The 11660-nt window shown below is 66.9% G+C and carries 8 protein-coding genes and 2 pseudogenes; 3 read left to right on the top strand and 7 right to left on the bottom strand.

The annotated features are described in order from the left end of the window. Positions 1–704: 704 nt before the first annotated feature. The gene (locus ACFZP7_RS34005; RefSeq protein WP_385638081.1) at positions 705–1382 is read right to left on the bottom strand and encodes a hypothetical protein; all 678 of its coding nucleotides are present in this window, start codon (positions 1380–1382) and stop codon (positions 705–707) included. Positions 1383–2149: 767 nt separating this feature from the next. On the opposite strand from ACFZP7_RS34005, the gene ACFZP7_RS34000 reads away from it, so the two are divergent. Next, a complete protein-coding gene (locus ACFZP7_RS34000) occupies positions 2150–2395 on the top strand; it encodes a hypothetical protein (protein WP_385638078.1) in 246 nt (81 codons plus the stop codon). Positions 2396–2655: 260 nt separating this feature from the next. Beyond that, positions 2656–2865: a hypothetical protein gene (locus ACFZP7_RS33995; protein ID WP_374203347.1), complete on the top strand. Its 210-nt coding sequence runs from the start codon at positions 2656–2658 to the stop codon at positions 2863–2865. A gap of 36 nt (positions 2866–2901) precedes the next feature. Here ACFZP7_RS33995 and ACFZP7_RS33990 read toward each other — a convergent pair whose 3' ends face one another. Then, the gene (locus ACFZP7_RS33990) at positions 2902–3096 is read right to left on the bottom strand and encodes a ubiquitin-like domain-containing protein (RefSeq protein ID WP_136236908.1); all 195 of its coding nucleotides are present in this window, start codon (positions 3094–3096) and stop codon (positions 2902–2904) included. Positions 3097–3817: 721 nt separating this feature from the next. Here ACFZP7_RS33990 and ACFZP7_RS33985 point away from each other — a divergent pair. Continuing rightward, the gene (locus ACFZP7_RS33985) at positions 3818–4255 is read left to right on the top strand and encodes a glutaredoxin domain-containing protein (RefSeq protein ID WP_136236907.1); all 438 of its coding nucleotides are present in this window, start codon (positions 3818–3820) and stop codon (positions 4253–4255) included. Between the two features lie 1639 nt (positions 4256–5894). On the opposite strand, the pseudogene ACFZP7_RS33980 reads toward ACFZP7_RS33985, so the two are convergent. The 5 genes and pseudogenes from ACFZP7_RS33980 to ACFZP7_RS33960 form a co-directional block, all read right to left on the bottom strand. Next, a pseudogene (locus ACFZP7_RS33980) lies at positions 5895–6128 on the bottom strand (DUF6000 family protein); the annotation flags it as partial. Positions 6129–7431: 1303 nt separating this feature from the next. Then, on the bottom strand, positions 7432–7959 hold the full coding sequence (locus ACFZP7_RS33975; protein WP_385638074.1) for an SMI1/KNR4 family protein: 528 nt from the start codon (positions 7957–7959) through the stop codon (positions 7432–7434). A 250-nt stretch (positions 7960–8209) separates the two neighbouring features. Beyond that, the gene (locus tag ACFZP7_RS33970) at positions 8210–9127 is read right to left on the bottom strand and encodes a cupin domain-containing protein (protein ID WP_385638072.1); all 918 of its coding nucleotides are present in this window, start codon (positions 9125–9127) and stop codon (positions 8210–8212) included. A 70-nt stretch (positions 9128–9197) separates the two neighbouring features. Then, the gene (locus tag ACFZP7_RS33965) at positions 9198–10106 is read right to left on the bottom strand and encodes a zinc-binding dehydrogenase (protein WP_385638069.1); all 909 of its coding nucleotides are present in this window, start codon (positions 10104–10106) and stop codon (positions 9198–9200) included. A 450-nt stretch (positions 10107–10556) separates the two neighbouring features. After that, positions 10557–11233 (bottom strand): annotated as a pseudogene (locus ACFZP7_RS33960) (hypothetical protein). Between the last annotated feature and the right edge of the window lie 427 nt (positions 11234–11660).

The following is an 11660-nucleotide window of genomic DNA, read 5'->3' as shown; positions in this document are numbered from 1 at the left end:
CTCCCACTTGGATCACTCAATTCCCTCGACGGTCACGCGCACGATCACGACATTCGTGACAGGGCGGTCGGCTGGACTGCTCCCGTCCCGCATTCCAAATACCGTTCGCAAATTCTTGGGCCCGCGCCCACGACCTGGCTGACGACAAGCACATCATTCTTCAGCAAAGGGGCCGATGACGGGTCCGCTGACGTGGTGGACGCCATCTCGCACACACCGACCAGGAGCCGGATGTCCCGTTCCGCGGGGTGCAGGACGTGGAGAGAGTCGTCAGCCATGGACAATGCCCCCTGCTACAGCGGCAACCGACCCGATGGCGTGCCGCCCTCGGACGGCTGACGTGGCAGGCTCCGTAAGCGATCACCCTACAGGGTGCGGTCACGCTCCCAACGACGGTACAGCGTCCGGAGACAGTTCAAGGCACGGACGGTCAAGGTGTAGGGGGTGGTCACCGGCCGACAGCATTCCGCGTGGTGCCCACGGCAGCCTCCGCCTCCAGATGGGCGTCGATGAGCACGTCGTCCAGGCCGTGACGGCTGCACCGCTCAGTGAGAATGCGCATCTCACCCGTGCGACCGCCGCAGTGCGAGCCCGTCCACCTTTGTCCGGCCCACCCAGCGCGCTCCTCACGCTTTTGCTGCACCCTTCCGAGGCCACGGGTGTGCGCTGCTTCGTCGGCCGCATCGGTTTCGCTGAGTCAAGCTTCACCTACGGGCGGGATCGATCAAGGAGCGCCACAGGTCGCTTTGGGTGTACTGATTCACCTTTGTCTGGTAGTCGACGAAGGTGAAAGATCCAGGGTGCCCGGCTTTCTGGGGGAGATAGGCGATCTCTCCAGTTGTCCGGTGGCCCTCGAATTTGTAGCCGCACGCTGTGAGGCCGATCAGCTCTCGGGAGAGCACGGTGAAACCGGGCCTGAACTGCCTGGTCTTCTTGAACCAGTCGGGGCGGACCGTCCGGCAGAGGTTTTCAGAGGTCCGGGGGGAGGCGAGGAAGAACTGTGCGATGTAGTGCGCGCCACCGAGCAGCCAGGCGTCGTTCACGAGGATCGTCCACTTGCTGGAGTCCAGGACCTGCCCTACCCCACGCTCGGTGGCCTCGCTCATGGTTCTGAAGTTCTTGATCACTTCGGCGTCGATGCCGGGGATCTTCTCCGTGGCGATCACTTCGTCCTGGTCCAGCCGGTTCCCGGCGATCAGTCCCTTGTCCTTGTGGCTTTCCATGGCCCACTGGGCGGCCTTGTAGACGTTGAAAGCCACGCGTACGCGCTCTTCGGAGAAGGCGGTTTCCAGGCCCTTTTTATCCTCTTCTCTGGCCGAGTTGATGTACAGAGGGCGGGCTTCGGCCGCCGCCCGCTTGAATTCATCCCAGTTCTGGAACATTTCCGGTTTCCTCTCCTGAGCGCATTACTGGGTTCCGTTGCCTTCCCGGCGGACAACCGTCGGGTATGCCGACATCGCCCGCACGTACGTGGCGAGCGTCCGTCCCCGGCCGGGCGGGAACGAGCATGCCCAGACCGCAGAGATGCAGCGGGCATCGTTTGGCTCCCGTCACCCCATAGAGGTCAGAGAAAGCGTTCCTGCGTGCGGCACCTACCGCAGCGCACAACGGAACCACCCAGGGGGCGCACAAGTGATGCTGTCCGGCACCGTTCGCTCTCTCTGCGCCGCCCGTCCGGGGCAGAGGGTGGACCGGCATCCGCATTCATGGTGGAAGAAGACCACGACGAAGCGGCAGGCCACGGCGCGTTCCTCGCCGCCAGGCGAGAGTGACGCTGGCTGCAGCCCCGTGAAGACGCGTTCCCACCGTCCCTCGAGGCCGACCGTCTTCCTCTTCTGGAACGGGACCTTGAGGGTTTCTCAACCTGCTTCGTTGTCCCGTGCCATCGAATTCTGATCGACATCGCCCCCGGTCAGCGCGCTGCAGTGGCGCGCAGCCCTCGGAGCCTCGCACTGGCCTGGTGGCGGGCGGCTGACCGCCCACCGCTCCTACGTCCTTACGGTCGACCGGCGCGCATTGCTATCGACATGCGGCGTTCTCGGCGCCAACCAGGCATACCGAAGGGCCGGGACGAGCGGCGTGGCACCTCGCAACGTTGTATCAACTATGGGTGAATACGACAAAACGGTACCGCTGAGGAAGGAGCAACATGCCCGATTCTGAGGAGAACCGCCCCGACGAGGACGGGATCATTGGAGGGTTCGGTGGCCTCGACAACATCGCGTCCTCGTCCTCCCATGACCACGACGTGTTCGTCACGGTGCACGACGTCTCACTGGTCGACGAGGGTGCCTTGAAGGCCGCCGGCGCCACCAACATCGATAGGCTTGACGGCAATTTCAAGATCACTGTCGGCCCCCACGCGGACGACGTCGTCCGGGTCATCCAAACTTAACCCGCACGCCCGGCGCGTTTCAGGGGCCCTTTCCGACCAAGACCTGCGGTGATCAGACTTCGACGACACGAACTCGCGTCCGTCAAAGTTCGATGGCAGACGGTCAAGGTTCGATGGCAGAGGACATTCGTGAACTTGCCGGTTGAAGTGACAGCATGACGAAGCCCCTGGTAGATGGGTTTTCGACCAAGAGAACCGTCTCCACCAGGGGCTGACCTTGTACAGGTCGGCGCTGGCATGCTCACCCAAGGCCACCGTCCGTGCCCGAGCTGCGGCTCGGCAGCGCTGCCGAGCACAAGTGGGACGGATTCCGGGCGCTGGTCTCCGTCGACGCGGGCCGGGTGGCCTTACGCTCGAGGCGCGGCACCGAGATGGGGCCGTCGTTTTCGGAGACTGTGGGCGCGACCGTGCAGCTGCCGGACGCGACCGCGCTGGACGGCGAGTTGGTCGTAAGGGAACCTGCCCGGTGATCTTTCCGCGGACCAATCACAGTCGCAGCGCGCCAACTACTCGCTGGCCGCCATGATCGCGTTGATGAGGTCGCCGCCGCTCTCTTTCAAGGCTCTGACCGCCTTCGCCCTTGAACAATTGACCTGGGCCATGACCAATTCGATGTCCTTGGGGTCAACTCCGGTCTCGTCGATGGTGTCATCGGTGGAGTGGTCGTCAGGCTCAGGGATGTCTTCGAATTCTTCTGGCATGGAGTCCTCCAAGGAGCGAAGAAGTACCGATCAGCCCTTCCACTGCTCAGGCACCTTGAAACAGGTGCCCGCACCGTCATCGGCGGCGTTCCCCAGCCACTGTGCGTGAGTGCTGCCAGCCAGCCGCCGGGCGGTGCTGGGCTCGGTCGATTGATGAGGCCCGCAGCATCGGCGACCACCACCCCGGCGAGCTGAGGAGCTGAGCCACCCGAGGCTCGCGTACGAATACCGCGGACTTGGAATACGTACCTGGCATCAGCTGCCTGTCCCGGACTCTCCCCCACCGACGTCCCCTGCCTGACGCCGCCGCCGCGCTGACGGCGGCCAGCGCGGCGGCCTCGGCCGACGCGCAAACGGCTGAGCGCACCCCCGATCCCCGGCTGCGGCCGCGACGCCCATCCCGCCCGTTCCTTCCTCCTTCACTCCAGCCAAGGGACATGGGCAGAGCAGCCGCAACGGGGATGTCAGCGACCCGACCACGGCAAAACGATGCGGTGACCTGCGCGGACAGAGGGACGGTCCTGTGGGCCGGGCACCACAGCCTCTTGTCCGAGCTGCGGCACCCGCCGTCTGGCGGGGCCTGCTGAAGGCTCACACCGCCGGACATGACGTGAGTACCCGCCACTCGCGCGGGCGCGCCGGGCGCTGGGGAGCAGCAAACCGAGACGGATGAGCGGCCCAGTTCGAGAAGCATGTCGCCTCACCGATAGCCTGCAGCACCATGATGCGCGCTTGGGTTCTGCCGATACTGCTTGTACTCAGCGGTTCCGTCGTCGCGACTGGGCAGATCTTCAGGGGGAACCCCGGCATCGCCGCAGCACTACTGCTGACGTTCCTGGCGCTCGCCGGCGTGAACTCACCCCTGATCTTCCCGAGGTCGACCGGTGCGCAGGAGGCACAACGCCGCAGCGCGGTCGACGGCCGACCGGTCGTGTTCTGGCGTCCGGGCTGCAAGTACTGCATACGACTGCGCATCCGGCTGGGCGGCAGCGCCCGCCAACTGCATTGGGTCAACATCTGGCGCGACCCGGAAGGAGCCGCAGCGGTCAGAGCAGCCAACGACGGAAACGAAACCGTGCCGACCGTCCTCGTGGCGGGTCAGCCATACACCAACCCAGACCCCGCATGGGTCCGCAAACAACTCTCCCCTTCCGCGTGAACAGCAACCGCGCCCGAGGAAGGGGAACCCGGCAGACACAAGCACACAGCAGTTGAAAAACAAGCTGAGCCCATTCCCGTGACGGTGGCGTCCGACGCGATCTTCAGCGCTGGCACGGTTCTCCTCCTCGTTCGCGGGTCAGTCACGTCATCGGTGTCGGGCGCCTGCATGGTGACGGGCGAGGGCCGCCGGCGTCGCTAGAATGCGCCGGCGTGTTCGGTGAGATGGAGACGGAACGCTTCCAGGCGTTCCCTTCGGGCCTGGCCCGCAGAGACCGTTGCCGCTGCGGCTTGAGAGGGTCAGCGGCCGGTGAGGCAGGCTTCCAGGGCGGCTCGCTGTTGTAGTGGCAGATGGTCGCCGAGGGGCACTTTGCGGAGGCTGTGATCGACCTCGTAGAGCCAGCTCTGTTCGTCATCGTCGAACCACCTGTCCTCGGCGCCCCACATGGGGTGCCCTCAAAACAGGTGTCTGGCCAACGCCTCCCTCGCCTCGGGCGCCCCCTCTGCGCGACCAGGGCCTCGACGACCGCGGTCACAGCCTGCTCCGGAACTGCCGCGTCACCGAGAACCGGCAGGAGAAGAAGGAGCCGGGCGTGGGAGTCGGTGGCGCCTGCCGCACCCAGTGGTGCCACCAGCAGGACGGCGAGCTCGGCCCAGCACAGCTCCAAAACCGATGCGGTCCTCATCGTCGCTGGCCAGGACGAGATCCTGGCGCCAGTTCAGGATGCGGAAGGAAGTAGTCCGTCGTCGTGCACTCCTCGCCGCTGTCGGCGTGCACGACGATTGCGAAACCGCCGGCCAGCGGCACCACGAACCCCGGCCACGCCGACCGGTCCTGGAGCGTGCCCAGCATGGTCTCCGCTCGCCCGCGTCCGACCCGAAAGCTCCGGCCCGAACCCGTCAGTCAGATCCGCCAAGCACCCAGGCCAAGCACCCGGCTCCTCCAGGAGCGGGAGCTCGTCCACGACAGGCGACGAGGAACACCAGCGCCGTGCCATCACCATGCCCCATTCTCTCCAACCCCGGACAGCACACTTTGACCTCCCCGGCCTCACATCCGACCGGCACGACCGCGTGACAACGTGCCGTGACCGCCTCAACGCGACCGAACTCACCCCAAGGCGGTCTTGGCCACCTCCCCTGACTTGACTGCACTCGCCGAGCACGTACGCTCTGCCGCCTGCATGATCACCGAGCTGCAGGACGAGCGACCGCCGAGGTGGATCGAATGCGCACAAGCCGCCGCCGTCCCGACCAGCCTCAGCCGGTTCGCCCACATCCTCGGACGCGACCTCGATCCGAGCATCACTTGTCTTGCGCAGCCGCGGAACTCCGTGTCCTTGAAGGTCAGGACAACCGGATCAAGGCGCTCACACTCCAAACGTTCGAACGCACAAGACTCGAACTCCTCCGCAGGCAGGCCCTGCTCCATGGATGAAGCAGCTCAGGAGTCTGCCTCAACCAGGCCGACCCCGAACCCCTCAGGGAGACCTTCCCAAAACACGCGACACGAGGGATCGGTCTCCTCGGGCACAGCCCGTCCAGACGGGGGCGGAGGCGCCGTCGGGCCGTGGATCCAGCCGGTCGAGCGTCGTTGTCGAGCGCCGTTGCGGGACGGCTGGTGCACGGCCCGGCCGGGACTACGGTCGAGTCCAGCCGTCGGCGAAGTCGCATTGGAGGCCCGTCCAGCGGCGCTGTTCGGCGGGGCTGTGGCTGGGGTAGCCGAGGCGTCCCACGCCCTTGACCCACTCGTCCCAGAGGCCGTCGGGCTCTGTGAAGCGGTCGGTGTGGTGGGTGCCGAGGTGGGCGTCGAGGCGGAGGAGGGCACCGAGGGCTGCGGGCTGGTCGTAGTGGAGGTCGGTGGGGGGGGGCGTGAGGTAACGATCAGGGGCACAGTCGTCGTTGGTGGCTGCCTCGGACCACTGAAAACGGTCGAAGACCGGTCAGGGCGCGGCCCCGTGGTTGTCGCTGGCCTGCGAGGTGCACCGCTGATACGTCGCCGTGGATGGGGTAGAAAGCTGGGCTGGGGGCTGACGGCCGGCAAGGCGGACACGGCAGTATCCCCGTGTTGCTCTCACGCGCCTGCGGCTGCGGCTGCGGGCCGCGTGAGGCGACGAGGTGTCTGTCCAGGCAGCATCCGACGCGGTGCGGGCCTGGCGGCCTCTCCTGACCGGCGCTCCCTGGTCTTGTCGGAGATCATCAGATGGGTCGAGTCCACCGACACCGACATCCGCATGGCCGGGGCTCACACCTTCCTGGCCCTGGCCGAAGCCGGCGACGTCCTCCTCCCGGCGCCCGATGAGCAGGAGAGCCCAAGCAGCCTCCCCACCACACTGCCCGGACAGTTGTTGTGCGCGGCTGGCGGGCAGCGCTGCAGGAGACGGCCCTGGCCGAGAGTGCCCACACGCGCCTGGCTTCCTGGCTGGACTCCTCCCAACTGTCCGACGAGGCGGTACTGCCGCTCGCAGCCGAAGGGCTGCGCGGGTATCTCGGCCAGGTCGGAGCAGCCGCACTACTGGTGGGATCGTCCACCAGCTCCGGCGTACCACGAAGCCGCCGCAGGCAACGAGCCGCCCTCCCTGGCCGGGGTGAGCATCCTGCCGTGGCGCAGCCGGGCCACCCAGGACAGCCCGCACGCCGGAGACATCGGCATGGCACATCCGTTCGTCCTGCACGGCGAGCGGTTGGCCAGCCGCATCTCCAGTGTCTTCTTCACGGACAACGTCAGCGGCTCGTGGCACCACATCGGCGCTGCTCTCACGCCTCATCGAGACACCTCGGCCCTGGCCCGTGATCATCTGCGCCGCCAAGCAGCCCAGGCCGTTCGTGAGTACTCCGTGCTCGACGCCGCCGCAGCTAACGCCGCACTGGCACAGCCATCGCGCGAATGCCCGCTGGAAGTCACCGGCAGCATCCACGAAGGTCGGCACGACGTCGGTCGCAGTGGCCTCGTCGAGCAGCAATACAGTCGCCCGGCCGTCGGGATCGACTCAATGCACCCGCTGGAGGCGCCGGATTGCCAGGCGGCTGGCCACGGCCGCAATACGCGGTCCGCACGGCGGCTGTCCGGCAGGTCCGCTCACAGCGTCGGCGTCACCATACGTGGCCGGGTTCGAGTCGCTTACTCCCTGCGAAGGAAGTCGTGCATGCCCCTTCCTTCAGGGCCGACGAACGGGATCAGTCCACGTACTCGCGAGGCGCTGAGGACAAAGGGTCGATCGCAAACGCCAGTAGATCGACGAAGGTCGGGAAGAAGAAGCTGCTGCCCTCACCGATCCACCACCATCGCTCCGGAAGGGCATCCGGCCGGTGCAGCATGAACACTCCCGCTGGCACGTCTTTGTTCACCGACACCGGGAAGAGTGCCACGTCCTCGGGAAGGCCCACGTCCACCGGAGTGCCGGCTTCCCAGAGACCGTCCAGGTAATGCAGTGCGGCCGTACCCGGGCCGTCCTCCTCCGCCCAGTCCTTACAACCGAAGAGGGGCATGGTGAGGCCAAAGCCGTCCAGGCCGTCAGTGAGGGAGAGGAACTCACGGTACCCGGCTTCCAGTGGTTGCCGCGCCCTCTCCTCCAGTGCACGTACCGCGACCGGGCCCGCTGGCGGATACAGGCGGGGAGTCGGGAAGAGGCCGACGGGGTCCCCCGCCAAGTATTCGGCTATGCGCACACTCATCAGCTGGCCGGTCAACTGACGCATGTCCAAGACGTACTACCTCCTGAGGTCGGCTGATTCGGTACATAGATGCCGTGTGGCCCTTCACGACCGTGCCGGTCACGGCCGAGTCTCCCGGATGGCTCGATGCCGTTGCGGGCGATGCGGTGGCGGATAGGACGCTCACGAAGCCATTTCTGCAGGTGGCCGTAGTCATAGGCTTGTCCGCATGGAGCTTGGCCGAACGCCGGCAGCGCGGACCGCGACGGGGGCGAATGGGCGGGGCCCCACGCGTGAGCCGTCATTTGCGAAGTCGTGAACGGTACTCGCCCGGGGCCGTGCCTCGGGCGCGTTTGAAGGCGCGGCTGAAAGCGTGCGGAGAGCCGTATCCGACTGCGCCGGAGATCGACTCGACCGGCTCATCGGTGTCGCGGAGCCTGACGGACGCCAGGTCGATGCGCCACTGCGTCAGGTAGGCACCCGGCGTCTGTCCGAGGGCGGACCGGAAACGCCTGGACAGCGTCGCCCGGGAGACGCTCGTCGCGGCGGCCAGGGTCTCCGTGGTCCAGGGGTGTCCCGGTCGGGCGTGGACACATGCCAGAGCGTCGCGCACGACCTGATCACGCATCGCTCCCAGCCATGAGCCGGACTGCTCCTGCGGGTGGCGGGCCAGCCAGGCACGAACGAACTGGACGAGCAGAAGGTCGACGATGCTGTTGATGGCGGCGGTGGTGCCGATCTGCGGCTGTGCGAGTTCAGCAGCGAGGAGTTCGACGCTCCTCTTGAGCTGTGCGTTCTCCTGAGCTGTGACGTGCATCGGCCGGGCAAGGGAGGTAAGCACCGGTGTGCGCACCTCCGGGTCCTGCTCGTAGTGCAGGACGATCACTTCCGTCTGCACCGGAGCCGAGCCCAGCCGCAGAACCCGGCCATCACCAAAAGCCCGGGCCGCCGCCTCACGGTCGCAGGAGCCCATCTTCACGCCGGCGCCGCCGGCTATCCCGTGTGCGGTGCCCGGCGACACCAGGACGGCGTCTCCGGCCTGCACCTGAAGAGGCTCCTCGCCCGTGACATGGAGCCACACACTGCCGCGGGACACCACGTGCAGGGCCGCTCCTGGATAGGAGTCCAGCCACAGGCCCCAGGTGCCTCCGGCCTTCAGCACGACTCCGAGCGCCCCACGCGCACCCGAAACACGCAAGACCTCCGCCAGCACATCCATAGGTCCATTCTCGTCCACCACCGCGAACCGCCCACCGGAGAGCGAAGCGCATGTGTCCTCGTCCACAGCTTCAGGCCACGTCAAGTACGACTTTTCCGCGCACCTTCCGCGCGAACAGTGCCTGGACGGCGTTGCCCACGTCCTGCCAGTCGCCTCGCAGTCCGACCGGTGCCGAGAGCCTCCCGGCAGCCATGAAGCCCAGCAGATCCGTCAGCTCCTCGCTGGTCGGCGTCATGTCCCCGTAGGTGGCGATGCTGCGAGGCTCACCGAAGCCGAACAAGGCCCCTGACGGGAACGTGGTTTCCTGTCCCGAGGAGTAACCGACCAGGTGGATGGTGCCGCCCTCGGCGAGGGAACTCCACGCCTGGGCCACCAGCGGCCCGCCGACCGTGTCCAGGACCAGGTCGAACCGGTCCCCGGTTTCGGCCAGATCGGTCAGGACCCTGTCGGCGCCCAGTTCACGGAGTCCGGCGGCCCGCTCCGGCGAACCGACGAGTGCCGTCACCCGGGCGCCCGCCAGCGCCGCCAGCTGGACGGCGAAGTGCCCCACGCCCCCGCTGGCGCCGGTGACGAGAACGTTGCGCGCCAGCAGGGAATGCTTGCGAAGCACCCGGAATGCGGTGACTCCGGCGATCCCGAGCGCAGCGGCGTCGGCCAGGTCCACGCCCTCGGGGACGGTGCCGAGCGAGGCGGGGCTGACTGCCACCCGTTCCGCCCACGCGTGGGGCGCCATTCCCACTGCGACGCGCGTACCTACGGGCGGCCCCGAGCCGTCGGACGCGGCACGCACCACGACGCCGGCCGCGTCGTGACCGTGCACAGCGCCGGCCGGCCACTGGCGCACGTAATTCAGCTCTCCGAAGTTGAGACCGATGTGTCGTATCTCCACCAGCGCCTCGCCGGTGGACGGTACGGGCTCATCGACATCGGCGAACCGGACGGGTCCGGCGTCACTGTGATCGACCACAAGGGCGCGCATAGGCGGTGTACATCCTTCTGTCGTGGACGCGGGTGAACACTCGGGGCGGCAACAGATCGAGTGCGCAGATGCGCACCGCCGCCTTCTTGGAAGCCTACGCAGGACCGGGACAGCGGCCAGACCCGTGAGAATCAATCAGTTGACGATCTGTGTCAGTGCAACTCCCAGCGCGTCGAGCCCCGCACCCGCCCGGTGATCGACGCTGTGCCCGGCAAAGGCGTGCCCGGCAATGTGTTGATCTTGGGCATCAGCACTTCCGTCGGGCGGCGGGTCGCGCTGGTTGGCGTTCCGGGTGACCGCGCCGACGCCGGGCTGGGCGTACCGCTTCGGAGAGGGGGCCCTTGGCCAACCTCGTCGCGTGGGATCGGTTCGACGGCTGACATCGCGAGACACACCCGCTTCGCCGACAGACTCGACAGAGGTCTGTGTACGCGGCTTGACGCCGGGTGGTCAGCGTCGAGCGGCATCCTCGTTGTTCCCCGCAGGGCGGCGGGTCCAGAGGGACAGGTCACTGCTCGTGGCGACGGCGATGGTCTGTCCGGAAGGAGAGAAGCCGAACGCTCGAAGTTCTGAGTATGTGGCGTGGAAGATGTGCCACCACTGCTCTCCATACGGACCGCAGTGGGGAAGTCCACCGTCGACCGAGAGGAGGACGCGATCGTTGGGCCAAGCCGGTGTGACGGCCTCCAGGATCCAGCCGTCTTCGGCCTTGGTGTGCAGCCCTCCGCCGAAGAGCCCGGCGATGTGTACGCGGCTGCCGGCGATCGGTCCCAGTCCCGGACAGGTCAGGTCAGGTCGGGGACACCATCGGGGGTGCTGTCCTCGGGGTCGGGGTCGCGGTCCCTGGCGATCTTCTCGCCGGTGACGGCGTCGAAGAGACCGTGACCGTCGTGCGAGACGACCATGACCAGGTCTCGACCGCTTGCGGGGTGCGATGCGAAGCCGATGCCGAGCAGTCCGCCGACAGGGACGCCGTACGCGTAGTCAAAGACAGGGCGCCAGGGCGCGGGCGGGGCAATGACTGGGGCGGCGAGCAATCGGTCGCGCAGCGCCCGCTGATAGGCGGAGAGCACCGGCTCACCGACGGCTTGCCCCGCTGGAGGCGCCTCATTGTTCTCGTTCCTCATGTCTCATGATCTCGTGCCATGCAGCTACCTCGCCAAGCAGGTCGGTTGAGAAGATCACGGCATGACAGCCTCTGGCGAGCACCCCCTGAGAGCTGGGCCTTCCTCGGTGTCGGAGACCTGTTCCAGGTCGTCCACGACGAGCAGCGCGGCCTCCTGGCCGTTGCAGGCACGCCGGCACACGGCAGACCAACGCCGGTCGCGGTTTACGACAGCCGCTCCTTCACCCGGCGCGCGCTCGTTCGCTCACGCTTCCCCGTGCACGCCCTGGCCTTCCACCCTCGGCGCCCGCTGCTCGCAGTAGGTACCGGTAAGTGCGACGGTGACTACCTCTTCGAGGGAGAGTTGCTACTCCTGCACCTGAAATCGGACGCAGTGGCTTCTCTCAGCGAGAACGAGTTCGGCCGTCAAGTTCTGGGACTGGAATGGC

Source organism: Streptomyces sp. SudanB5_2050 (assembly GCF_964272335.1).
GTDB classification, from domain to species: Bacteria; Actinomycetota; Actinomycetes; order Streptomycetales; family Streptomycetaceae; genus Streptomyces; species Streptomyces rochei.
This window is presented reverse-complemented; position numbering and strand designations above follow the sequence as displayed.

Bases quoted from the DNA above. Each gene is read 5' to 3' on its own strand.
- ACFZP7_RS33985 (WP_136236907.1), top strand. From the start codon at position 3,818: ATGATGCGCGCTTGGGTTCTGCCGATACTGCTTGTACTCAGCGGTTCC.
- ACFZP7_RS33970 (WP_385638072.1), bottom strand. From the start codon at position 9,127: ATGGATGTGCTGGCGGAGGTCTTGCGTGTTTCGGGTGCGCGTGGGGCG.
- ACFZP7_RS34005 (WP_385638081.1), bottom strand. From the start codon at position 1,382: ATGTTCCAGAACTGGGATGAATTCAAGCGGGCGGCGGCCGAAGCCCGC.
- ACFZP7_RS34000 (WP_385638078.1), top strand. From the start codon at position 2,150: ATGCCCGATTCTGAGGAGAACCGCCCCGACGAGGACGGGATCATTGGA.
- ACFZP7_RS33990 (WP_136236908.1), bottom strand. From the start codon at position 3,096: ATGCCAGAAGAATTCGAAGACATCCCTGAGCCTGACGACCACTCCACC.
- ACFZP7_RS33965 (WP_385638069.1), bottom strand. From the start codon at position 10,106: ATGCGCGCCCTTGTGGTCGATCACAGTGACGCCGGACCCGTCCGGTTC.